This is a genomic window from Pseudomonas sp. Tav-5-1A (assembly GCF_055755055.1).
On record NZ_CM146901.1, the window covers coordinates 310323 to 334699 of the forward strand.

Sequence of the window (24377 nt, forward strand, 5' to 3'; positions counted from 1 at the left end):
GAAAAGGGGCCCACCTGTGCCAGTAATCCACATCCCGAAGTCGGAATATGCGCGTCGGCGCAAGGCTCTGATGGCGCAGATGGAGCCCAACAGCATCGCCATCCTGCCGGCGGCTGCCGTGGCCATTCGCAACCGCGACGTGGAGCACGTGTATCGCCAGGACAGCGACTTCCAGTACCTGAGCGGCTTCCCCGAGCCCGAGGCGGTGATCGCCCTGATCCCCGGCCGCGAGCACGGCGAATACGTGCTGTTCTGCCGCGAGCGCAACCCCGAGCGTGAGCTGTGGGATGGCCTGCGGGCCGGCCAGGAAGGCGCTATTCGTGACTACGGCGCCGACGATGCCTTCCCTATCACCGATATCGACGACATCCTGCCCGGCCTGATCGAAGGCCGCGACCGGGTGTACACGGCCATGGGCAGCAACACCGAATTCGACCGGCACCTGATGGAGTGGATCAACGTGATTCGCTCCAAGGCCGACCTGGGTTCGCAGCCGCCCGAAGAGTTCGTGGCGCTGGACCACCTGTTGCATGACATGCGCCTGTACAAGTCGGCCAACGAGGTGAAGGTCATGCGCCACGCCGCGCAGATCTCTGCCCGTGCCCATGTGCGCGCCATGCAGGCGTGCCGCGCCGGCCTGCACGAGTTCAGCCTGGAAGCCGAACTGGACTACGAATTCCGCAAGGGCGGGGCGAAGATGCCGGCCTATGGCTCCATCGTCGCCTCGGGCCGCAACAGCTGCATCCTCCACTATCAGGAGAATGACGCGCTACTCAAGGACGGCGACCTGGTGCTGATCGACGCCGGTTGCGAGATCGACTGCTACGCCAGCGACATCACCCGCACCTTCCCGGTCAGCGGCGTGTTCTCGCCCGAGCAGAAGGCCATTTACGAGCTGGTGCTCAAGTCCCAGGAGGCAGCCTTTGCCGCCATCGGCCCGGACCGCCACTGGAATGAGGCCCACGAGGCCACCGTGCGGGTGATCACCCAAGGGCTGGTGGAGCTGGGCCTGCTGGAAGGTGAGGTCAACGAACTGATCGTCACCGAGGCCTACCGCGCCTTCTACATGCACCGTGCCGGCCACTGGCTGGGCATGGACGTGCACGACGTCGGCGACTACCGCGTGGGCGGCGAATGGCGCGTGCTGGAGCCGGGCATGACCCTGACGGTGGAGCCGGGCATCTACATCAGCCCCGACAACACCCGCGTGGCGAAGAAATGGCGCGGCATTGGCGTGCGCATCGAAGACGACGTGGTGGTAACCCGCAGTGGTTGCGACATCCTGACCGGCGACGTGCCCAAGACCGTCGCCGAAATCGAAGCCTTGATGGCTCAAGCACGTACCGAGGCCGCATGAACCGCGTCAATCTGGCAATCATCGGCGGCGGCCTGGTCGGCGCCAGCCTGGCCCTGGCCCTGCAGGCCGGCGCCAAGGCGCGCGGCTGGAAGATCATGCTGATCGAGCCGTTCGCCCCTGGCGACAGCTACCAGCCCAGCTACGACGCACGCTCTTCGGCGCTGTCGTTCGGCACCCGGCAGATCTACGAGCGCCTGGGCCTGTGGCAGCACATTCACCGGCGCGCCGAGCCGATCCGGCAAATCCATGTGTCCGACCGCGGGCGCTTCGGTGTCACCCGGCTGACCGCGCTGGAAGAAGGCGTGCCGGCCCTGGGCTACGTGGTGGAGAACGCCTGGCTGGGCCAATGCCTGTGGCAGGCGCTGGACCCAGAGGTGGTGAGCTGGCGTGTGCCCGCCGAGGTCACCCGCCTTCAGGTGCGCGAGGACGGCTACCGCCTGACCCTCAACGACGACACCAGCCTGGACTGCGACCTGGCAGTGCTGGCCGATGGCGGCCGTTCCGGCCTGCGCGAGCAGCTGGGCATCGGCGTGCGCCGCCGGCCCTATGACCAGAGCGCGCTGATCGCCAACATCAGCCCCAGCCAGCCCCATGAAGGCCTGGCGTTCGAACGCTTCACCGACGACGGCCCCATGGCCCTGCTGCCGCTGCCCGACAACCGCTGCGCGCTGGTGTGGACCCGCCAGGGCATGGACGCCCAGCGCCTGGCCGAGATCGACGAGCGCGCGTTCCTCAAGGAACTGCAAGGCGTGTTCGGCTATCGCCTGGGCACCTTACAGCAGGTCGGCGTGCGCCACCTGTACCCGCTGACCCTGGTAGAAGCCGAAGAGCAGGTACGGCCACACCTGGTGGTGCTCGGCAACGCCGCCCACGCCCTGCACCCCATCGCCGGCCAGGGTTTCAACCTGTCGCTGCGGGACGTGCAGGCGCTGGCCGACACCCTGCTGGCCAGCCAGGCGCCGCTGGGCGACTTCGCCACCTTGCAGCGCTACCGCGCCAGCCAGCGCGCCGACCAGGACCTGACCGTGGGCTTCTCCGACAAGGTCACCCGCCTGTTCGGTTCCTCCCAGCCGCTGGTGGCCGCCGGGCGCAACCTGGGCCTGCTGGGCCTAGACCTGCTACCGCCGGCCAAGCGCTGGTTCGCCCGCCAGGCCATGGGCCTGGGCACCCGCGCAGATATGCAGGGTTGAGCATGGCCGCGTCGTTTTACTCCCCCATCAACCCCGTGGAACAGGCTTGAAGCATGGAAATGCGTGCAGATCTGGTAGTAGTCGGCGCCGGCATGGTGGGCAGCGCCCTGGCCCTGGCGTTGCAGAACAGCGGCCTGGAAATCCTGGTGGTCGACGGCAGCCCTCTCAGCGTCAAGGCGTTCGACGCCCAGGCGCCGTTCGAACCGCGCGTCAGCGCCCTCTCGGCCGCCAGCCAGCGCGTGCTTGAGCGCCTGGGCGCCTGGCAGGGCATTGCCCGTCGTCGTGCCTGCGCCTACGGCGACATGAGCGTGTGGGATGGCAGCGGCACCGGCCACATTCACTTCAGCGCCGCCAGTGTGCATGCCGAAACCCTGGGCCACATCGTCGAGAACCGCGTGGTCCAGGATGCGCTGCTGGAGCAACTGCACGACAGCGACATCGGCCTGCTGGCCAACGCGCGCCTGGAACAGCTGCGCCGCTCCGGTGACGACTGGCTGCTGACCCTGGCCGACGGCCGCACCGTGCGCGCGCCGCTGGTGGTGGCTGCCGACGGCGCCCATTCCGCCGTGCGCCGCCTGGCCGGCTGCGAGACCCGTGAGTGGGATTACCTGCACCACGCCATCGTCACCAGCGTGCGCTGCGCGCAACCGCACCAGCGCACCGCCTGGCAGCGCTTCACCGACGACGGCCCGCTGGCCTTCCTGCCGCTGGAGCATGCCGACCAGCAGCACTGGTGCTCGATCGTCTGGTCGACCACGCCCAAGGAAGCCGAGCACCTGATGGCGCTGGATGACGATGCCTTCTGCGCCCAACTGGAGCGTGCCTTCGAAGGCCGCCTGGGCAAGGTCGAACACGCCGACAAGCGCCTGTGCGTGCCGCTGCGCCAGCGCCACGCCAAGCGCTACGTGGCTGAAGGCCTGGTGCTGATCGGCGACGCCGCCCACACCATTCACCCGTTGGCGGGGCAGGGCGTGAACCTGGGCTTCCTCGATGCTGCGGTGCTGGCCGAAGAGCTGCTGCATGCCAACGGCCGTGGCGAACGCCTGGCCGACGTGCGCGTGCTCAGCCGCTACGAACGTCGGCGCATGCCCCACAACCTGGCGTTGATGGCGGCCATGGAAGGCTTCGAACGGCTGTTCCAGGCCGACCCGCTGCCGGTGCGCTGGTTGCGCAACAGCGGCCTGAAGTGGGTCGAGCAGATGCCCGAGGCCAAGGCGCTGTTCGTGCGCCAGGCGCTGGGTTTGAGCGGCGACCTGCCAGCGCTGGCAAAACCCCTGTAGCAGCGGCCACAGGCCGCGTCCAGGGCGCCGCGCTGTTCCCGGCACACCGCGGTGAATCCGGACGCCGCCTTCGGCAGCTGCTACGGGAACATGGGAACTTCTGGGAAACATCTGGAAACTTCTTGCTTTCGACTTCGATTGAGATGGCAAATGCGTTTCTCTACCATTTGCCCCACATTCGATTTCGGGGTCTATTTCCATGCTGCCTTCCAAGCGCGTTTTCATTGCCCTGGCCCTCAGCCTGTTCGCCCATGAAGCTCGCGCCGCCGATGCAGTGGTGGTGTATTCCTCGCGTATCGACGAGCTGATCAAGCCGGTCTTCGACGCCTACACCGCCAAGACCGGGGTGCCGATCAAGTTCATCACCGACAAGGAAGCGCCGCTGATGCAGCGCATCAAGGCAGAGGGCGAGCACGCCACCGCCGACCTGTTGCTGACCGTGGACGCCGGCAACCTCTGGCAGGCCGAGCAGATGGGCATCCTGCAGCCGCTGCAATCGGGGGTCATCGACACCAACATCCCGCCGCAGTACCGCGCCGCCAGCCATGAGTGGACCGGCCTGAGCCTGCGCGCGCGAACCATCGCCTACTCCACCGACCGGGTCAAACCCGCCGACCTGTCCACCTACGAGGCCCTGGCCGACAAGCAATGGGAAGGCCGCCTGTGCCTGCGCACGGCGAAGAAGGTCTACAACCAGTCGCTGACCGCCACGCTGATCGAGACCCACGGCGAGGCGCAGACCGAGGCCATCCTCAAGGGCTGGGTCAACAACCTGTCCACCGACGTGTTCTCCGACGACATCGCCGTGCTGCAGGCCATCAAGGCTGGCCAGTGCGACGTGGGCATCGTCAACACCTACTACTACGGGCGCCTGCACCGCCAGGACCCGCAGCTGCCAATCAAGCTGTTCTGGCCCAACCAGGAAGACCGTGGCGTGCACGTGAACCTGTCGGGCATCGGCCTGACGCGCCACGCGCCGCACCCCGAGGCGGCCAAGGCGTTGGTCGAGTGGATGACCGGCCCCGAGGCGCAGAAGATCTTCGCCGACACCAACCAGGAATTCCCCGCCAACCCCAGCGTCGAGCCTTCGGCGGAAGTGGCGGGCTGGGGTACGTTCAAGGCCGACACCTTGCCGGTCGAGGTGGCGGGCAAGCGCCAGGCCGAGGCCATTCGCCTGATGGACCGTGCCGGCTGGAACTGACCGGCCCGTGAACCAGCGCCGCTGGTACCTGCCGGTCTTCGCCATGGCAGCGCTGGTGCTGTTGCCGCTCAGTGTGCTGCTGTTGTCCTGGCAGAGCATCGACGCTGGCATCTGGCAGCACCTGTGGGCCACGCAGTTGCCACGCCTGCTGGGCAACACCCTGACCCTGCTGACTGGCGTCGGCATCGGCGTGACCCTGCTGGGCGTGAGCCTGGCCTGGCTCACCAGCCTGTGCCAGTTCCCGGGCCGGCGCTGGCTGGACTGGGCGCTGATGCTGCCGTTCGCGATTCCCGCCTATGTGCTGGCATTCGTTTTTGTGGGCCTGCTGGACTTCGCAGGGCCGGTGCAGACGCTACTGCGTGAATGGTTCGGCAGCGGCCTGCGGCTGCCGCGGGTGCGTTCCACCGGCGGCGTGATCATCGTGCTGGTGCTGGTGTTCTACCCGTACGTGTACCTGCTGGCGCGCACGGCGTTCCTGGCCCAGGGCCGTGGCCTGATGGAAGCGGCGCGGGTGCTGGGGCACACGCCCTGGCAGGCGTTCTGGCGCGTGGCCCTGCCCATGGCGCGGCCCGCCATTGGCGCCGGCATTGCCCTGGCGATGATGGAAACACTGGCCGATTTCGGCGCCGTGGCGGTGTTCAACTTCGACACCTTCACCACCGCCATCTACAAGACCTGGTACGGCTTCTTCAGCCTGTCCAGCGCTGCGCAACTGGCCAGCCTGCTGTTGGTGGCGGTGGTGCTGGTGCTGTACGGCGAGCGCCGCGCCCGTGGCGCTGCCCATGCCGGCAGCGAGCGTGCGCGTGGGCACCTGCGCTACCGCCTGAGCGGCTGGAAGGCCGTTGCGGCGACCTGCTGGTGCGGGCTGGTGTTCGTCTGTGCGTTCGTGGTGCCGGTGGCGCAATTGCTGGTGTGGTGCTGGCAGCGCGGTCGTTTCGACCTGGACGAGCGTTACCTGGGGCTGGTTGTGCACACGCTGTACCTGGGCGTGCTGGCGGCGCTAGCGACTGTGGCCGTGGCCCTGCTGCTGGCATTTGCGCGGCGCCAGGCGCCTGGCCGGGCCATCGGCGCGGGCGTGGGCCTGGCCAACCTGGGCTACGCGCTGCCGGGCTCGGTGTTGGCGGTGTCGATCATGCTGGCCTTCAGTTACCTGGACAAGGCGCTGGTCATTCCGCTGGCCGGCCGGCCCCTGCTGCTGGGCAGCCTGGCGGCGCTGCTGCTGGCCTATCTGGTGCGGTTCATGGCCGTGGCCTACGGCCCGCTTGAAAGCAGCCTGGCGAAAATTCGCCCGTCGCTGCCTGAAGCGTCCCGCAGCCTTGGCGTTGGCGGTGTACGGCTGTTCAGCCGGGTGTACCTGCCGCTGCTGCTACCGGGTGCACTGAGCGCGGCGCTGCTGGTGTTCGTCGACGTGCTCAAGGAAATGCCCGCTACGCTGTTGATGCGCCCCTTCGGCTGGGACACCCTCGCCGTGCGGGTGTTCGAGATGACCAGCGAAGGGGAGTGGGCCCGCGCTTCGCTGCCCGCCCTGACCCTGGTGCTGGTGGGCCTGTTGCCGGTGATCGGGCTGATTCGACGTTCGGCACGGCGTATCGGTCAAACCTGATGGCGCCTCTGCCCAGAGGTGTCAGGGCCGCGCCTTGCGGCTACAATGCGCGGCATTCGGCGCGGCCGGTCATTGTGATCTGGTCTTATAGGCACCCCGCAAAGCCCTGTTCCAGAGCCTTGCGGGTGGTTTGCCCAGTATGCGCGCCTTCGCCAAGCCCGGAAGGAGAAACCCATGGGACAGCGTACGCCTCTCTATGACCTGCATTTGGCGCTCGGCGCCAAGATGGTCGATTTTGGCGGTTGGGACATGCCCCTGCACTATGGATCGCAGGTCGAGGAACACCACCAGGTGCGCCGCGACTGTGGCGTGTTTGATGTATCGCACATGACCGTCATCGACATCGCCGGGCCCCAGGCCCAGGCCTTCCTCCAGCACCTGCTGGCCAACGACGTCGCGCGCCTTGAAGGCACCGGCGCGGCGCTGTACAGCGCCATGCTCGACGAGCGCGGCGGCATCGTCGACGACATGATTGTCTACCTGCTGGACGACGGTTACCGCCTGGTGGTCAACGCCGCCACTCGTGACCAGGACCTGGCCTGGATCGGCAAGGTTGCCGGCGGTTTCGACGTGCGCGTCAGCGAGCGCCCCGAGCTGGCGATGCTCGCCATCCAGGGCCCGCAGGCGCGGCATAAGGTCGCGCAGCTGGTGAGCCAGGCGCGCTCCAACCTGATCAATCAGCTCAAGCCATTCCAGGGCCTGCCCGACGGCGACTGGTTCATTGCCCGCACCGGCTACACCGGTGAAGATGGCCTGGAAATCGTCCTGCCCGCCGTCGAGGCGCCTGCGTTTTTCAACGACCTGGTAGGCGCCGGCATTGCCCCGATCGGCCTGGGAGCCCGGGATACGCTGCGTCTGGAGGCGGGCATGAACCTCTACGGCCAAGATATCGACCAGGCGCATTCGCCCCTGGTGTCGAACATGGCCTGGAGCATCGCCTGGGAGCCGGCCGGGCGAAACTTCATCGGCCGCCAGGCGCTGGAGGCTGAACGCGGCCAGGGCGCGAGGGAAAAACTGGTCGGGTTGGTGCTGGAAGAGCGTGGTGTATTGCGTGCCCACCAGGTAGTTCGTATCGCAGAAATTGGCGAAGGGGAGATCACCAGTGGTAGTTTCTCACCTACGTTGAGCAAATCGATCGCCCTGGCGCGCGTTCCGATGGCCACCGCTGACCGTGCCGAGGTGGAAATCCGTGGCAAGTGGTACCCGGTACGGGTAGTACGACCCACGTTCGTGCGCCATGGCAAAACCCTGATCTGACTTTTGCGCGGGCCTGCCGCCGACCTGTTGAGGACAATAAAATCATGAGCAATATTCCTGCTGACCTGCGTTTTGCCGAAAGCCACGAGTGGGCGCGCCTGGAAGCCGACGGCAGCGTGACCGTGGGTATCTCCGACCACGCCCAGGAAGCCCTGGGTGACGTGGTATTCGTGGAACTGACCGAAGTGGGCAAAGTGTTCGCCGCAGGCGATGCCGCTGGCGTGGTTGAATCGGTGAAGGCCGCTTCCGACATCTACTCGCCGGTATCGGGCGAAGTGATCGCCATCAACGAAGAACTGGCCGACAGCCCTGAATTGCTCAACGAAGAACCCTACAGCGCCTGGATCTTCAAACTGAAGCCAAGCAGCCCGGCCGAGCTGGACAAGCTCCTGGACGCCGCTGGTTACAAAGCCGCCATCGGCGAGTAACCAAGTTCCCGGCACGGGCGGCATTCTCTTTCTAGACTGAACAGGCCTCGACCCATCGAGGCCCGTCATGTCTCGGAAAAGAGAGCCGCCATGTCCCGGTTGCCAACGCTGCGCGAACTGCAAGACCCCGACGCCTTCCCTCGCCGCCACCTCGGCCCCGATGCCGCGGAACAGCGCGCCATGCTCGAAACCCTGGGCCTGGCCAGCCGTGACCAGCTGATCGAACAGACGGTGCCGCCCGGCATCCGCTTCAACCGCCCCCTGGACCTGCCGCCGGCGCTGGACGAAACCGCTGCGCTGGCGAAACTGCGCGGCCATGCCCAGCAGAACGAGGTGTGGACCAGCCTCATCGGCCTGGGCTACCACGGCACCCTCACTCCCGCAGTCATCCTGCGCAACGTGCTGGAAAACCCTGGTTGGTACACCGCCTATACCCCGTATCAACCGGAAATCGCCCAGGGCCGCCTGGAGGCGCTGCTCAATTTCCAGCAGATGATCATCGACCTCACCGGGCTGGAACTGGCCAACGCCTCGCTGCTGGACGAAGCCACCGCCGCTGCCGAGGCCATGGCCCTGGCGCGGCGGGTCAGCAAGTCCAAGAGCCCGCGCTTCTTCGTCGACAGCAACTGCCACCCGCAGACCATCTCGGTGGTGCAGACCCGTGCCGAAGGCTTTGGCATCGAGTTGGTCATCGATGCCGTGGACAACCTCGCCGGCCACGACGTCTTTGGCGCCTTGCTGCAATACCCCGACACCCATGGCGAAGTGCGCGACCTACGCCCCTTGATCGAGCAACTGCACGCCCGCCAGGCCATTGCCTGCGTGGCCGCCGACCTGCTGAGCCTGCTGGTGCTCACGCCCCCAGGGGAAATGGGCGCCGACGTGGTGCTGGGCTCCACCCAGCGCTTCGGCGTGCCCATGGGCTATGGCGGGCCCCACGCGGCGTATTTCGCCAGCCGCGACGAGTACAAGCGCGCGATCCCGGGGCGCATCATCGGCGTCTCCAAAGACGCCCGCGGCAACGTCGCCTTGCGTATGGCCCTGCAAACCCGCGAGCAGCACATCCGCCGCGAGAAGGCCAACTCCAACATCTGCACCGCCCAGGTGCTGCTGGCCAACATTGCCGCGTTCTACGCCGTGTACCACGGCCCTGTTGGCTTGCGGCGCATCGCCCAGCGCGTGCACCGGCTCACGCAAATCCTGGCGGCAGGGCTTGAGCGCAAAGGCATCAGCCGGGTCAACCAGTACTATTTTGACACCCTCACCCTGGACGTTGGCGGCGCGCAGACGGCGATCATCAACAGTGCCCAGGCGGCGCGGGTGAACCTGCGGATCCTGGGGCGCGGCCACGTCGGGCTGAGCCTCGACGAAACCTGCGACGAGGCCACGGTGCGGCTGTTATGGGACATCCTGCTGGGCGCCGACCACGGGCTGGAAGTGGCGGCGCTGGACGCTGAAAGCCTGACCGCGGGCATTCCGGCGGCGCTTGAGCGGGAGTCCGGCTACCTCGGCCACCCGGTGTTCAACCTGCACCACAGCGAAACCGAGATGCTGCGCTACCTCAAGCAGCTGGAAAACAAGGACCTGGCGCTGAACCAGTCGATGATCCCGCTGGGTTCCTGCACCATGAAGCTAAACGCCACCAGCGAAATGATCCCCATCACCTGGCCGCAGTTCGCCAACCTGCACCCCTTTGCGCCCACCGAGCAGGCGCGCGGCTACAAGGCCATGATCGATGAGCTGGAGCAGTGGTTGTGCGCCATCACCGGCTTCGATGCCATCTGCATGCAGCCCAATTCCGGCGCCCAGGGCGAGTACGCGGGACTGCTGGCCATCCGCAAGTACCACGAGAGCCGCCACCAGGGGCAGCGCAACATCTGCCTGATCCCGGCGTCGGCCCACGGCACCAACCCGGCCTCGGCGCAGATGGCCAGCATGCAGGTGGTGATCGTCGAATGCGACGAGGCCGGCAACGTCGACCTCGACGACCTCAAGGCCAAGGCCCAGGCCGCCGGCGACAAGCTTTCCTGCCTGATGGCCACCTACCCCTCCACCCACGGGGTGTACGAGGAAGGCATCGTCGAGATCTGCCAGGTGATCCACCAGCACGGCGGCCAGGTTTACATGGACGGCGCTAACCTCAACGCCCAGGTGGGCCTGGCGCGGCCGGCCGACATTGGTGCCGACGTGTCGCACATGAACCTGCACAAGACCTTCTGCATCCCCCACGGCGGCGGTGGCCCGGGCATGGGTCCGATCGGCGTGCGCGCACACCTGGCGCCGTTCGTCGCCAACCACCCGGTGGTGCCCATCGACGGGCCGCTGCCGAACAACGGCGCGGTCAGCGCCGCGCCCTGGGGCAGCGCCAGCATCCTGCCCATCAGCTGGATGTACATCGCCATGATGGGGCCGCAGCTGGTGGACGCCACCGAGGTGGCGATCCTGTCGGCGAACTACCTGGCACAACAGCTGGGTGGGGCTTTCCCGGTGCTGTACAGCGGGCGCAATGGCCGCGTCGCGCACGAGTGCATCCTCGACCTGCGGCCGTTGAAGGCGCAGACCGGCATCACCGAGGAAGACGTGGCCAAGCGCCTGATGGACTACGGCTTCCATGCGCCGACCATGTCGTTCCCGGTGCCGGGCACGCTGATGATCGAGCCTACCGAGAGCGAGTCAAAGGCCGAGCTGGACCGCTTCGTCGAGGCCATGCTCAGCATTCGTGCGGAAATCGCCCAGGTCGCCAACGGCCATTGGCCGGCCGAGGACAACCCGCTCAAGCGCGCCCCACACACCCTGGCCGACATCACCGCGCCGTGGGAGCGCCCGTACCCCATCGCCCAGGCAATAACCCCCAGCGATCACACGCAGGCGCATAAATACTGGCCAGCGGTGAACCGGGTCGACAATGTATACGGGGATAGAAACCTGTACTGCGCCTGCGTGCCGGTAGACGACTACCGAACCCAGTAGCAGCGGCTGCTAATAGTGGGAGCTGGCTTGCCAGCGAGCTTTTTGGCCGCAACAACTCGCTGGCAAGCCAGCTCCCACAGAGCGGGGCTTATTCGCCGGCTGGCTCGGCGCCCTTGATCAGGATGGCGTTGGCCAATTCCATGTCCGATGCCTTCAGGCCTGGGTTGTCGGTGCGCACCTGCTGCATCGCGGCCTCAAGGTACGGGCCCTTGATGCTGCCGTTGCTCGCCACGTAGCTGCCGGCGTCGTCCTGGGCGGCGACGATCAGCTTGTGGTGGCGGAACGTGAGGTAAGTGGAACCGGTGGTTGCACCAGAGGACAGTACGTCTCTCAGGAAATCCCCGGCCATGGCGGAGCCGACCGGTACCGAGAGCAGGGCGAGCGTTACGACGGCAGTTTTGAGACGCATGATGGGTGACTCCGACAGGATTTGTTCATGATTTGGATTCTCAAGGCTGAAGCGGAGTTCCCGATAGCGACGGTTCTATTTCAAATCATTTCTTGGTGTCACCCTCAGCACTTCCTCGACGGTGCTCAGCCCTGCAGCGATCTTCTGCGCGCCAGACAGGCGCAAGGTGCGCATGCCCTCCATCACGGCCCGGCGCTTGAGCGCGGCCAGGTCGGTCTCGGCCTGAATATGTGCCTTCACCGTGTCGGTCATCTGCATGATCTCGTACACCCCCGCACGGCCGCGAAACCCGGTGTCCCGGCATTCGTTGCAGCCGATGGCGCGGTACGCGGTGGCCGGCAACGGCGCCTGCCAGGGGCGGGTCAGCGTCTGCCAGTCTTCCTCGCCTAGAGGCTGTGGGGCCTTGCAGTGCGGGCACAAGGTGCGCACCAGGCGCTGGGCCATCACCCCCAGCAGCGTCGCCTTGATCAGGTAGTGGGGCACACCCAGCTCGAGCAGCCGGCTGATGGCGCTGGGGGCGTCGTTGGTGTGCAGGGTCGAGAGCACCAGGTGCCCGGTAAGCGCAGCCTGCACGGCCATCTCGGCGGTCTCCAGGTCGCGGATCTCGCCGATCATGATGATGTCCGGGTCCTGGCGCATCAGCGCGCGCACGCCGCTGGCGAAGGTCAGGTTGATGTTGGCTTGCACCTGCATCTGGTTGAACGCAGGCTCCACCATCTCGATCGGGTCCTCGATAGTGCACAGGTTCACCTGGGGCGTGGCCAGCCGCTTGAGGGTGGTGTACAGGGTGGTGGTCTTGCCCGACCCCGTGGGGCCGGTCACCAGGATGATGCCGTTGGGTTGGCTGATCATGTCTTCCCAACGGCGCAGGTCCTCGACGCCGAAGCCCAGCGCGTGGAAATCCTTGAGCAGCACCTGCGGGTCGAAGATGCGCATCACCATCTTCTCGCCAAACGCGGTGGGCAGCGTCGACAAGCGCAGTTCCACCTCGCCGCCGTCCGGGGTCTTGGTCTTGACCCGGCCGTCCTGGGGCTTGCGTTTTTCGGCGACGTTCATCCGCCCCAGGCTCTTCAGGCGGCTGACGATGGCCATGGTCACCTGGGGCGGGAATTGATACACGTTGTGCAGGATGCCGTCGATGCGGAAACGCACCGTGCCCTGCTCGCGTCGTGGTTCGATGTGGATATCGCTGGCGCGCTGCTGGAAGGCGTACTGGAACAGCCAGTCGACGATGTTGACGATGTGCGCGTCGTTGGCGTCGGGCTCCTGGTCGCTGGCGCCCAGGTTCAGCAGCTGTTCGAAGTTGCCCGGGCTGGCGCCGCGCTGGTCGGTGCTGTTGGCGCCGCTGACCGAGCGTGCCAGGCGGTAGAACTCCACGGTCAGGCGCTGGATTTCCACCGGGTTGGCGACCACGCGCCTGATCTTGCGCTTGAGCACATGGGTCAGGTCGGCTTCCCAGGTGCTCACGTAAGGCTGGGCGCTGGCCACGGTCACCGTGGTGCGCGACACGTCGACGGCGAGAATCCGGTGCCGTTGGGCAAAGCCGTAGGACATCAGTGGCGTCAACGCCGCCACGTCGATTTTCAGCGGGTCGATGCGCAGGTAGGGTTGGCCGGCCTGCTGCGCCAGCCACAAGGTGAGTTGTTCCAGTTCCAGCGCCTTGCCTGGGCGACTGCGGTCGTCCAGTTGCTGGCTGGCAATGAATTCGAGCGGGTGCAGCTGGTTGTTGTGCAACGCCCGGCGTGCGGCCATGGCGTGTTCAGCCGAATCCTGGCTGATGAAACCCTGGTCCACCAGGTCGCGCAACAGTTCGTTCAGATCCAGCCAGCGGTCCTCAATGACGGTGACGACGGACATGCGGGCTCCTTGAATCGGTCTACAACGCCCAGGCAGGAAAAGTGCGCCTGAGCGTCAAAGGTAGACCGGGAAAACCCGATGATGTTGCCGGTGCCGTGGGGAAAAAGTTTCAAGGCCTTGCAGGCCTTCAGCCAGCTGCGGCGAAGCCCTGGCTGGCCGCTGGTTGCAGCTCCACCGACAACACGCAGATGAGGTTGAGTATTTTGTTGCCGATGACTTCGGCGCGATGCCAGCTGAGGCCGTCGATGCTCAGGTCGACGTGCAGCAAGTCGTCGTCGCGTACCACGTTCAGGGCCAGCGGCGTCAGGTACTGCATCGCGAACAGGTTCAGCACGCGGCACAGGCTGTCGGGCTCGGCCTCGGCGACCAGCTGGTAACGCACGCAAGTGGTGGCCTGGTGCGGGCTCCAGGTGTCGCTGCGGGCAGGCAAATGGGCTTCGTGGGCGGTCATGGCTGGGCTCCTGGAACGATGGGCACAGTTTTCCATGATGAGCAGGGTATTTCTTGCCTCAATCAGTCGCATAATGGCGATAGGCGAATCATGCGATTCGAAAAAACGTTGAAATGGAATAATTTTATGCACAGCGAGCTGGATAACTACGACCGGCGCATCCTTGCCCTGCTGCAGGAGGACGCTTCGCTTTCCAGTGCGCAGATTGCCGAGCAGGTGGGGTTGTCGCAGTCGCCGTGCTGGCGACGGATACAGCGGCTGAAGGAAGAGGGGGTGATTCGCGGGCAGGTGACGCTGCTGGACCGCAAGAAAATCGGCCTCAACACGCAGATTTTCGCCGAGGTAAAACTCAACGCCCACGGCCGTTCCAACTTCACTGAATTCACCGACGCGATTCGCGGCTTTCCGGAAGTGCTGGAGTGTTATGTGCTGATGGGATCGGTGGACTTTCTGCTGCGCATCGTGACCCCGGACATCGAGGCCTACGAGCGGTTCTTCTTCGAAAAACTGTCGCTGGTGCCGGGCATCCAGGAGGTGAACTCGACCGTGGCATTATCCGAGATCAAGTCCACCACCAGCCTGCCAGTTCTACCCTGACCCGTAGCAGCTGCCGAAGGCTGCGTCACCGTCAACGGGGTACGTCAGGCATACCGCGGCGCTGGTGACGCGGCCTTTGGGCCGCTGCTACGGGTTATTTGCGCAGGATCTGCTTCCAGGCGCGGCACTGGGTGACGGTCAGCGCCTGGTGCACGCGTGCTTCCAGCACTTCGTCGCTGATGTCGGTGTCGGCCAGTTGGTGCAGCTTGTTCAGCTCACCGTACAGGCGGTCCACTTCCGGCAGGTCCAGCACGTTGCGCGCGTGGTGCAGCCAGGCCTGGATGCGCTCGATGCGCGGCAGCTGCTCGGCCAGGTCTTCAGGCTGTTGCTGGTAGCGGCCCAGTTGCAACGCGGCGGCTTCTTCGGCGAGGAAGTGGCTCAGCCAGTTGATCAGCTGCGCGGCGCCCTGGCGGTTGCCGCGGTTGTTGCGCTCCACGGTCCAGGCGCGGGCCATCAGCCAGCGCGAGGTGTTCAGCGAGAACAGGCCCCAGCGGGTGTCCTGCAGCTCTTCGATGAACTGCTCTGGGGCGGCCTGGCGCACGTCCTCGTCTTCCTGGCCGGCCTGCACCAGCGGGCGCCAGTCTTCCAGCAGGGCGTCCAGGCTCACACGCAGCTCGTGGGTGGTGCTGCGCGGGGCAGCCTGGCCGAGGCTACCGGCCAGGGCGCGCAGTTCGATCAGTTGCGCCACCCAGTCCTGCAGCAGGCGCCAGTGGCCGTTGAAGCGGTACTGCTCGGCCAGGCGCTGGCTGCTGCCCAGCAGGTGCCAGGCCAGGGCGGTGAACGCGTCGTCCAGGCTCATTTCGGCGTTCAGCTCTGGCGCCGGCAGGCTCAGGGCGTAGCTGCCCGGCTCGGCCAGGCGGTAGCCGCGCTCGGCCTTGCTGATGTCGCAAGGCATCAGCGGCAGCTTGATGGCCAGTTCCGCGGCCAGTTCCAGCAGGGCGGCCGGCTCGCCTTCGCGCAGCTCCAGCTCCAGCTCGCAGATCTCTTCGGACTGCTTGCCGACGATGACCTTGCCCAGGTCCAGGGCCGCCTCGATCACCACCTTGGCCTTGCCGCGGCCCCAAGCGATTTCCGCGCGTTCGCGGACGAAGTCGGTGGTGAACACCGGCTTGATGGTTTTCTTGTCCAGCTCGGCGAGTTCTTCCGGCCAGCATTCGCCGTCCAGTTTCTTCAGGTCCAGCTTGGCCTTGGCCAGGTCCCAGTTGTACTCGTTGCGCTCGGACAGGCCGGCAACGCTCTGGCCGCGGGTTTTCAGGGTCTGGATGATTTCATCGCCGTCCTTGCGCAGGCGCAGGGCAACCTTGGCGCCGGCCAGCTCGCCGGTGGGGGTGTCGAAATACTGATTGAACAGCTCACGGCGTTCCCAGCCACTCTTGTTGCGCTTTTTCAGCAACGGGTGTTCGCGCAGTTCAGCCAGGGTTTCGGGGCTGACGCGCAGTTTGATTTCGGTTTCTTTTTGCATGGCGGGAGAATCCAGGCGCTGTTCTGATAGGAGCGCAGATGACTGCTAAGGCCGTGCAGTGTACAGGACTAGCATCCCGGCGGTTTATTCTCGGTGCTCAATGGCTCTATGATGGGGCTCGGAACCTGGAGAAAGCCCATGCCGTTGCCATCGTTCAAAGAGCAGTTCGCCGCGCTGATTGCCGCGCCCTCCGTGAGCTGCACCCAGGCCAGCCTCGACCAGTCGAACAAGCCGGTGATCGACCTGCTGGCCAGTTGGCTGGGCGACCTGGGTTTCGCCTGTGACATCCGCGAGGTGTCGCCGGGCAAGTTCAACCTGCTGGCCAGCCGTGGCACCGGCCCTGGCGGCTTGGTGCTGTCGGGCCACAGCGACACCGTGCCCTACGACGAAAAACTCTGGCAGACCGACCCGCTCAAGCTCACCGAAGTGGATGGCCGCTGGGTAGGCCTGGGCAGCTGCGACATGAAGGGCTTCTTCGCGCTGATCATCGAGGCGGTGCTGCCGCTGCTGGCCCATGACTTCAAGCAGCCGCTGCTGATCCTCGCCACCTGCGACGAGGAAAGCTCCATGGCCGGCGCCAAGGCCCTGGCCGCCGCCGGCTGGCCCCTGGGCCGCGCGGCGGTGATCGGCGAGCCTACCGGGCTCAAGCCGATCCGCCTGCACAAGGGCGTGATGATGGAGCGCATCGACATTCTCGGCCGCAGCGGCCATTCCTCCGACCCCAGCCTGGGCCACAGCGCGATGGAAGCCATGCACGGCGCCATCAGCGAACTGATGGGCCTGCGCAAGCAGTGGCAGGTGGAATACAACAACCCGCAGTTCAGCGTGCCGCAGCCTACCCTGAACTTCGGCTGCATTCATGGCGGCGACAACCCCAACCGCATCTGCGGCCAGTGCTCGCTGGAATTCGACCTGCGACCGCTGCCGGGCATGGACCCCAAAGTGCTGCGCGCCGCCATTCGTCAGAAGCTCGAGCCCCTGGCCGAGCTGCACCAGGTGAAGATCGACTACGCGCCGCTGTTCAGCGAAGTGCCGCCCTTCGAGCAGGCTGCCGACAGCGAACTGGTGCGGGTGGCCGAGCGCCTGACCGGCCACCGGGCGGAAGCGGTGGCATTCGGCACCGAAGCGCCTTATCTTCAGCGCCTGGGCTGCGAGACCCTGATTCTGGGGCCCGGCGACATCGCCTGCGCGCACCAGCCGGGAGAATTCCTGGAAATGTCACGTCTTGAGCCCACAGTGCGTCTACTACGTCAGTTGATTGAACATTACTGCCTGCAGCCGGCCTAAACGGCTGCTGTGCCCATTCGTATTGCAAGAGAGGAGAGCCCGCGTGTTGCCAAGCCTGTTACGACGATAACCAGCAGCCAGCTGTGCGTTCCCACGTTGCTCGTCCACTCTTCCACAGGCTTTTGAAGTTATGCCCGAATACGTCAATTGGCTCCGTCACGCGTCTCCCTACATCAACGCCCACCGCGACTGCACCTTCGTGGTGATGCTGCCCGGCGATGGCATCGACCATCCCAACTTCGGCAACATCGTCCATGACCTGGTGCTGCTGCACAGCCTGGGCGTGCGCCTGGTGCTGGTGTACGGCTCGCGCCCGCAAATTGAAAGCCGCCTGGCCGCCCGTGGCCTGACCCCGCACTACCACCGCGGCCTGCGCATCACCGACGCGGCCACGCTGGAATGCGTGGTCGACGCCGTGGGCGCGCTGCGCATCGCCATCGAGGCGCGCCTGTCCATGGACATGGCTTCCTCGCCCATGCAAGGCGCCCGCCTGCGCGTGGCCGGCGGCAACCTGGTCACCGGCCGCCCGATCGGCGTGGTCGAGGGCATCGACTACCACCACACCGGCGAAGTGCGCCGCGTCGACCGCAAGGGCATCAACCGCCTGCTGGACGAGCGCTCCATCGTGCTGCTGCCGCCGTTGGGTTACTCGCCCACCGGCGAGGTGTTCAACATTGCCTGCGAAGACGTGGCCATGAGTGCCGCCATCGAGCTGGGTGCCGACAAGCTGCTGCTGTTCGGCGCTGATCGCGGCCTGATCGACGCCAATGGCAAGCTGGTGCGTGAGCTGCGCCCACAGCAGGTGCCCGCGCACCTGGAGCGCCTGGGCATGGAAAACTACCAGGCCGAACTGCTCGATGCCGCCGCCCAGGCGTGCAAGGGCGGCGTGGGTCGCAGCCATATCGTCAGCTATGCCGAGAACGGCGCGCTGCTCACCGAGCTGTTCACCCGCGACGGTGGCGGCACCCTGGTGGCCCAGGAGCAGTTCGAGCAGGTGCGCGAAGCGGCGATTGAAGACGTTGGTGGCCTGCTGGACCTGATCAGCCCGCTGGAAGAACAGGGCATCCTGGTACGCCGTTCCCGCGAGGTGCTGGAGCGTGAGATCGAGCAGTTCAGCGTGGTGGCGCGCGAAGGGATGATCATCGCCTGTGCGGCGCTGTACCCCATCGCCGACTCCGAAGCCGGCGAGCTGGCGTGCCTGGCGGTCAACCCCGAATACCGCCATGGCGGCCGTGGCGACGAGTTGCTGGAGCGCATCGAGCACCGTGCGCGGGAGATGGGCCTGAAGACCTTGTTCGTGCTGACGACCCGCACCGCCCACTGGTTCCGCGAGCGTGGCTTCGAGCCTAGCGGCGTGGAGCGCCTGCCGGCGGCGCGGGCGTCGCTGTACAACTACCAGCGTAATTCGAAGATATTCGAGAAAGCCCTGTAACCACAAAACCTGTAGCCGCTGCCGAAGGCTGCGCTGGCCATTATGTACACTGAACATCTCCAGTGAGGCATGGGGCCAGCGCAGCCTGCGGCAGCGGCTACGGGGTCAGTTGCTGATACCCAGGATGCTCGCCTGGTACGAGCCCACGAAGGTGTCGAAATCCCCCACCTCGGTCTGCTCCAGCTCCGCCTGCTGGGCGATGGACTTGCGCGCCATATCCTCGAACTTCGCCTGCTCTTCCACGCTCAAGGCCTGGCTGCGGAAGAATTCCGCGTGCACCTGGCTCTGGCGCAGGGAGAACTGCGCGAAGCTTTCCTTGTGCTCGGCCATGCTCGCCAGCACCTGCGCCGACGGCGTCAGCGATGGGTCGCTGACCTTGGCGCGCTGGGCGGCCAGGGCCTTGGCGTGTTCGTCGCTGCCGTGGCTCTCGTCCAGCAGTTCCGCCAGCGGCGCGATCTGGTCCAGCAGCTCGGCGGCCCATTGCTTGAGCTCCACCGGCTGGCCGTCACGTACCAGCTGCAGGCCTGGCTTGCGGCCTTCCTTGACCACGCTGAGGAAGTTGTTGGTGGCGCCGCCGCATTCGTTGCTTTCCAGCAGCGGGCTCTCTTGCAGGGCGCAGTACAGCAGGAACGCATCGAGGAAGCGCGCCTCGGGCAGGTCGATGCCGGTCGGCAGGAACGGGTTGATGTCCAGGCAGCGCACTTCCACGTATTGCACGCCGCGGGCCATCAGCGCCTGGATCGGCCGTTCGCCGGTGTAGGTCACGCGCTTGGGGCGGATGTTGGAGTAGTACTCGTTCTCGATCTGCAGGATGTTGGTGTTCAACTGCACCCACTCGCCATCCTTGTGGGTGCCGATCTCCACGTACGGCGCGTACGGCGTGGCCACGGCCTTGCGCAGGCTGTCGGTGTAGCTGGCCAGGTCGTTGTAGCACGGCGTCAGGCCGGCCTGGGCATTGCTCTGGTAGCCCAGGTCGCTCATGCGCAGGCTGGTGGCGTACGGCAGGTACAGGGTGTCGGCGTCCAGCTGTTCCAACTGGTGGCCGCGGCCACGCAGGAAACCGGCGTCCAGGGCCGGCGAGGCACCGAACAGGTACATCAGCAGCCAGCTGTAGCGGCGGAAGTTGCGGATCAGCGCGATGTAGGCCGAGGACTGGTAGTCGCGGTCGCTTTCAACGGCGCCTTCGGCTTCGCGCAGCAGGGGCCACAGCTGCTCGGGCAGCGAGAAGTTGTAGTGGATGCCGGCGATGCACTGCATGGTGCGGCCGTAGCGCAGGGCCAGGCCCTGGCGGTAGACGTACTTGAGCTGGCCGATGTTCGAGGTGCCGTAGTAGGCGATCGGAATGTCTTCCTCGGCCGGCAGCGGGCAGGGCATCGAAGGGCTCCAGAGGAACTCGTTGCCCAGCTTGGAATAGGCGAAGCGGTGGATTTTCTCCAGGCTTTGCAGGGTCTGCGCCGGGTCGGCCAGGGCTGGGGTAATGAACTCCAGCAGCGACTCGGAGTAGTCCGTGGTGATCTGCTCGTTGGTCAGGGCAGCGCCCAGGGCCTCGGGGTGCGGCGTCTGTGCCAGACGGCCCTGGGCAGTGACGCGCAGGCATTCGCGCTCGATGCCGTGCAGGCAATGCTCAAGCAGGGTCAGGTTGGCACGCTCGCGCAGAAGGCGCAGGCGGCGGTTGAGAATTTCGCTCAAGTTGGATTCCTTCACGCGTCAGTCGCCCCAATATGGGGGTAGAGTTGACGGTCTACAAGGGTGACGAAAGGAACCGGCGTTGTCGCCTGGTACAGTTATTGGTGTCAGATTTTTCGCCTGACGTTCCATTTGTATCCAGCGAGTCGATTCCGGCACCGCATACGCAGTGCCGAAATTAACCCATTCAGGATACAAACCGCTAGAGAACCACGAAGGTCCCCTGCGCTTTTGCCATCAGTTTGTCGCCCTGAAGCACTTCGGCGTCGACCACCAGGGTGCGACGGCCGCCGTGGACGATGCGGGCGACGCACAGCACCTCGCCCTCGGCCACCGGGCGCATGTAGTTGATCTTGCATTCCAGCGTCACGCTCTGCTGGTCGAAGCCGTGATGGCTGGAGCACGCCAGGCCCATGGTGATGTCCACCAGGCTGAACAGCGCGCCGCCATGCATCACCTGGCCGCGGTTGCGCAGGTGCGGCTCCAGCGCCAGGGCCACCTGCGCCTCGCCTTTTTCAAGGCTGTGCAGGCGGCACCCCAGCAGCTGGCTGAAGGCGCTGTGGACCAGCGCTTCAGGGATGTCCATCAGCGTTTCTTCAGCTGCTTGGCGTTGGCGAACAGCGAGGCCATGGCGTTGTTGGCCGGGGCTGCCGCAGGCTCTTTCGCACGTGCAGGCGCGCCTTGCTGGCGTGGCGCCGCGCCCGGGCGGCTGCCGCGGGCACCGTCGACTTTCTCGCCCGGGGTGTCGCTCATGCGCATCGACAGGCCCACGCGCTTGCGGGGAATGTCGACTTCCATGACCTTGACCTTGACCACGTCGCCGGCCTTCACCGCTTCGCGCGGGTCCTTGATGAACTTCTCGGACAGCGCCGAGATGTGCACCAGGCCGTCCTGGTGCACGCCGATATCGACGAAGGCACCGAAGTTGGTCACGTTGGTCACCACGCCTTCGAGGATCATGCCCGGCTGCAGGTCCTTCAGGTCTTCCACGCCTTCCTGGAACTCGGCGGTCTTGAACTCGGGGCGCGGGTCGCGGCCCGGCTTGTCCAGTTCCTGGAGGATGTCGGTGACGGTGGGCAGGCCGAAGGTTTCATCGGTGAACTTCTTCGGGTCCAGGCGCTTGAGGAAGCCGCTGTCGCCGATCAGCGAGCGGATGTCGCGGTCGGTCTCGGCGGCGATGCGCTGCACCAGCGGGTAGGCTTCGGGGTGGACCGCCGAGGCGTCCAGCGGGTTGTCGCCGTTCATCACGCGCAGGAAGCCTGCGGCCTGCTCGAAGGTTTTCTCGCCCAGGCGGCTGACTTTCTTCAGCGCGGCGCGTGTCTTGAAGGCGCCGTGCTCGTCGCGGTGGGCAACGATGTTCTGCGCCAGGGTGCTGTTGAGGCCCGAGATGCGCGCCAGCAGCGCCACCGAGGCGGTGTTGACGTCCACGCCCACGGCGTTCACGCAGTCCTCGACCACGGCATCCAGGCCACGCGCCAGTTTCAGCTGCGAGACGTCATGCTGGTACTGGCCGACGCCGATGGATTTCGGGTCGATCTTCACCAGCTCGGCCAGCGGGTCCTGCAGGCGGCGGGCAATGGACACGGCGCCACGGATGGACACGTCGAGGTCGGGGAATTCCTTGGCGGCCAGTTCCGAGGCCGAGTACACCGAAGCGCCGGCTTCGGAAACCATGACCTTGGTCATTTTCAGGCCAGGGTACTTTTTGATCAGTTCTGCGGCCAGCTTGTCGGTCTCGCGGCTGGCGGTGCCGTTGCCGATGGCAATCAGGTCCACCGAGTGCTTGGCGCACAGGGCGGCCAGCACGGCGAGGGTCTGGTCCCACTTGTTGTGCGGCACGTGCGGGTACACGGTGGCGGTGTCCAGCAGCTTGCCGGTGGCATCGACCACGGCGACCTTGCAGCCGGTGCGCAGGCCCGGGTCCAGGCCCAGGGTGGCGCGCGGGCCGGCCGGCGCGGCCAGCAGCAGGTCGTGCAGGTTGTGGGCGAAGACGTTGATGGCCTCGGCCTCGGCGCCATCGCGCAGCTCGCCGAACAGGTCGGTCTCCAGGTGGGTGTACAGCTTGACCTTCCAGGTCCAGCGCACCACCTCGCCCAGCCACTTGTCGGCAGGGCGGTTCTGGTTTTTCAGCTCGAAATGCTCGCCGATCATCATCTCGCACGGGTGCAGGGTGCCCGGCAGCTCCTCGCCCACCTTCAGGGTGGAGCTGAGCACGCCCTCGTTGCGGCCACGGAAAATGGCCAGGGCGCGGTGCGACGGCATGCTCTTGAGCGGCTCGTCGTGTTCGAAGTAGTCGCGGAACTTGGCGCCTTCCTCTTCCTTGCCGGCCACCACGCGGGCGCTGAGGGTGGCTTCCTGCTTGAGGAAGTTGCGCAGCTTGTCCAGCAGGCGGGCGTCTTCGGCGAAGCGCTCCATCAGGATGTACTTGGCGCCTTCCAGGGCCGCCTTGGTGTCGGCCACGCCTTTTTCGGCGTTGACGAAGCGCGCGGCCTCGGTTTCCGGGGCCAGCATCGGGTCGGCCAGCAGGCCATCGGCCAGTTCGCCAAGGCCGGCTTCCAGGGCGATCTGGCCCTTGGTGCGGCGCTTCTGCTTATACGGCAGGTACAGGTCTTCGAGGCGGGTCTTGGTGTCGGCCAGGTTGATGTCGCGGGCCAGTTCGGGGGTCAGCTTGCCTTGTTCCTCGATGCTGGCCAGGATGCTGGCGCGGCGATCGTCGAGTTCGCGCAGGTAGCGCAGGCGCTCTTCCAGGTTACGCAGTTGGGTGTCGTCCAGGCTGCCGGTCACTTCTTTACGGTAGCGGGCGATAAAAGGCACCGTCGAGCCTTCATCCAGAAGTGCCACGGCCGCTTCGACCTGTTGCGGGCGTACGCCGAGTTCTGCGGCGATGCGGCTGTTGATGCTGTCCATGAGACCACCTGAGCAATTGTGAATGCAGAGCCGCCGGCCGGGGCTGGCGAACAGGACTGCCGGGCGCGCCCGGCATAAAAGGGGCGCATTATAACCAGCGATGCCGGCTTGGGGGATGCTGGCAAAATCACCTGTCGGCGCGTCTGTAATGGCAACCCAGGTAAAATCTGCTAACAATGCACACAGCACACTGATTCGGCACCTGCGCCATAATACGTGCCGAGATCACAGGAGTAAGCCATGAGCAGTACTGCACAAGCACCAAAGATTCTGATTGTTGACGACGATCAGGTCATCCGGGATCGGCTGGTGCGCTTCCTCACCGAAAACACCGACTTCAACGTCCGCGCCGTGGGCGACACCAAGGAAATGGACCGGCTGCTGGCCCGTGAGTCCTATAACCTGGTGGTCATGGACCTGATGCTGCCTGGTGAGGATGGCCTCACGGCCGCCGCGCGCCTGCGCCGCGAGAAGGTCAACCCGATCCCGGTGATCATGCTCACCGCCAAGGGTGACGACCAGGACCGCATCGCCGGCCTGGAGCACTGCGACGACTACCTGGGCAAGCCGTTCAACCCGCGTGAACTGGTTGCCCGCATCAAGGCCGTGCTGTTCCGCCGCGTGGCCCCGGTGCCTGGCGCGCCCGCCAGCGAGGACGAAGTGGTCACCTTCGGCGACTATTCGCTGTCGCTGGCCACCCGCGAACTCAAGCGCGGCGACCAGGTGAACATGCTCACCACCGGCGAGTTCGCCGTGCTCAAGGCGCTGGTCATGCACGCCCGCGAGCCGCTGACCCGCGACAAGCTGATGAACCTGGCCCGCGGCCGCGAGTGGGACGCCCTGGAGCGTTCTATCGACGTGCAGATCTCGCGCCTGCGGCGCATGATCGAGCCCGACCCATCCAAGCCGCGCTATATCCAGACCGTCTGGGGCGTGGGCTACGTCTTCGTGCCGGACGGCAAGAGCAAGTGACGGGCATTTGTAGGAGCGGGCCCTAAGGGCT

At 65.8% G+C, this 24377-nt stretch carries 19 protein-coding genes; 12 read left to right on the forward strand and 7 right to left on the reverse strand.

Annotated elements, in window-relative coordinates:
* The first annotated feature begins 70 nt into the window (after positions 1-70).
* From pepP to gcvP, 8 genes are all read left to right on the forward strand, one after another.
* Complete coding sequence (pepP, locus tag AC0J42_RS01530) at positions 71-1357, forward strand: Xaa-Pro aminopeptidase (protein WP_473006800.1); 1287 nt, start codon at positions 71-73, stop codon at positions 1355-1357.
* Positions 1354-2547, forward strand: coding sequence for a 2-octaprenyl-6-methoxyphenyl hydroxylase (ubiH, locus tag AC0J42_RS01535; protein WP_473005085.1), 1194 nt, complete (start codon positions 1354-1356; stop codon positions 2545-2547). Before pepP ends, ubiH begins: the two co-directional genes overlap by 4 nt.
* A gap of 59 nt (positions 2548-2606) precedes the next feature.
* Positions 2607-3827 carry a 2-octaprenyl-3-methyl-6-methoxy-1,4-benzoquinol hydroxylase gene (locus tag AC0J42_RS01540; RefSeq protein ID WP_416427520.1) on the forward strand — a complete coding sequence of 407 codons (1221 nt, stop codon included), beginning with the start codon at positions 2607-2609 and terminating at the stop codon, positions 3825-3827.
* A 199-nt stretch (positions 3828-4026) separates the two neighbouring features.
* A complete protein-coding gene (locus AC0J42_RS01545; protein ID WP_416421915.1) occupies positions 4027-5028 on the forward strand; it encodes an extracellular solute-binding protein in 1002 nt (333 codons plus the stop codon).
* Positions 5029-5071: 43 nt separating this feature from the next.
* Positions 5072-6631, forward strand: coding sequence for an ABC transporter permease (locus AC0J42_RS01550; protein WP_473006801.1), 1560 nt, complete (start codon positions 5072-5074; stop codon positions 6629-6631).
* A 174-nt stretch (positions 6632-6805) separates the two neighbouring features.
* On the forward strand, positions 6806-7888 hold the full coding sequence (gcvT, locus tag AC0J42_RS01555) for a glycine cleavage system aminomethyltransferase GcvT (protein WP_416421916.1): 1083 nt from the start codon (positions 6806-6808) through the stop codon (positions 7886-7888).
* Between the two features lie 44 nt (positions 7889-7932).
* A complete protein-coding gene (gcvH, locus tag AC0J42_RS01560) occupies positions 7933-8316 on the forward strand; it encodes a glycine cleavage system protein GcvH (protein ID WP_416421917.1) in 384 nt (127 codons plus the stop codon).
* A gap of 90 nt (positions 8317-8406) precedes the next feature.
* Positions 8407-11286 carry an aminomethyl-transferring glycine dehydrogenase gene (gene gcvP / locus AC0J42_RS01565; RefSeq protein WP_473005086.1) on the forward strand — a complete coding sequence of 960 codons (2880 nt, stop codon included), beginning with the start codon at positions 8407-8409 and terminating at the stop codon, positions 11284-11286.
* Between the two features lie 88 nt (positions 11287-11374).
* Here gcvP and AC0J42_RS01570 read toward each other — a convergent pair whose 3' ends face one another.
* From AC0J42_RS01570 to AC0J42_RS01580, 3 genes are all read right to left on the reverse strand, one after another.
* The gene (locus tag AC0J42_RS01570) at positions 11375-11695 is read right to left on the reverse strand and encodes a DUF2388 domain-containing protein (protein ID WP_416421919.1); all 321 of its coding nucleotides are present in this window, start codon (positions 11693-11695) and stop codon (positions 11375-11377) included.
* Positions 11696-11770: 75 nt separating this feature from the next.
* Positions 11771-13552, reverse strand: a complete 1782-nt coding sequence (gene tfpB / locus AC0J42_RS01575; protein WP_473005087.1) for a type IV pilus assembly ATPase TfpB — start codon at positions 13550-13552, stop codon at positions 11771-11773.
* Between the two features lie 127 nt (positions 13553-13679).
* Complete coding sequence (locus tag AC0J42_RS01580) at positions 13680-14003, reverse strand: hypothetical protein (RefSeq protein WP_473005088.1); 324 nt, start codon at positions 14001-14003, stop codon at positions 13680-13682.
* 126 nt (positions 14004-14129) lie between these two features.
* Here AC0J42_RS01580 and AC0J42_RS01585 point away from each other — a divergent pair, with 126 nt between their 5' ends.
* Entirely contained in the window at positions 14130-14600 is a 471-nt protein-coding gene (locus tag AC0J42_RS01585) for an Lrp/AsnC family transcriptional regulator (protein WP_473005089.1), read from the forward strand.
* 94 nt (positions 14601-14694) lie between these two features.
* Here AC0J42_RS01585 and AC0J42_RS01590 read toward each other — a convergent pair whose 3' ends face one another.
* On the reverse strand, positions 14695-16062 hold the full coding sequence (locus AC0J42_RS01590) for a CYTH domain-containing protein (protein WP_473005090.1): 1368 nt from the start codon (positions 16060-16062) through the stop codon (positions 14695-14697).
* Positions 16063-16200: 138 nt separating this feature from the next.
* Between AC0J42_RS01590 and argE the strand changes: the two genes are divergently transcribed.
* Entirely contained in the window at positions 16201-17349 is a 1149-nt protein-coding gene (gene argE, locus AC0J42_RS01595; protein ID WP_473005091.1) for an acetylornithine deacetylase, read from the forward strand.
* Between the two features lie 130 nt (positions 17350-17479).
* On the forward strand, positions 17480-18781 hold the full coding sequence (gene argA, locus AC0J42_RS01600) for an amino-acid N-acetyltransferase (RefSeq protein ID WP_416421925.1): 1302 nt from the start codon (positions 17480-17482) through the stop codon (positions 18779-18781).
* Between the two features lie 105 nt (positions 18782-18886).
* On the opposite strand, the gene gshA is transcribed toward argA, so the two are convergent.
* The 3 genes from gshA to AC0J42_RS01615 all read right to left on the reverse strand — a co-directional run bounded on the left by gshA (position 18887) and on the right by AC0J42_RS01615 (position 23374).
* On the reverse strand, positions 18887-20470 hold the full coding sequence (gene gshA, locus AC0J42_RS01605; RefSeq protein ID WP_473005092.1) for a glutamate--cysteine ligase: 1584 nt from the start codon (positions 20468-20470) through the stop codon (positions 18887-18889).
* Positions 20471-20669: 199 nt separating this feature from the next.
* Complete coding sequence (locus AC0J42_RS01610) at positions 20670-21053, reverse strand: PaaI family thioesterase (RefSeq protein ID WP_416421927.1); 384 nt, start codon at positions 21051-21053, stop codon at positions 20670-20672.
* Positions 21053-23374, reverse strand: a complete 2322-nt coding sequence (locus tag AC0J42_RS01615) for a Tex family protein (protein WP_473005093.1) — start codon at positions 23372-23374, stop codon at positions 21053-21055. Before AC0J42_RS01615 ends, AC0J42_RS01610 begins: the two co-directional genes overlap by 1 nt.
* A gap of 240 nt (positions 23375-23614) precedes the next feature.
* On the opposite strand from AC0J42_RS01615, the gene ompR reads away from it, so the two are divergent.
* Complete coding sequence (gene ompR, locus AC0J42_RS01620; protein WP_416421929.1) at positions 23615-24346, forward strand: osmolarity response regulator transcription factor OmpR; 732 nt, start codon at positions 23615-23617, stop codon at positions 24344-24346.
* Positions 24347-24377: the final 31 nt, after the last annotated feature.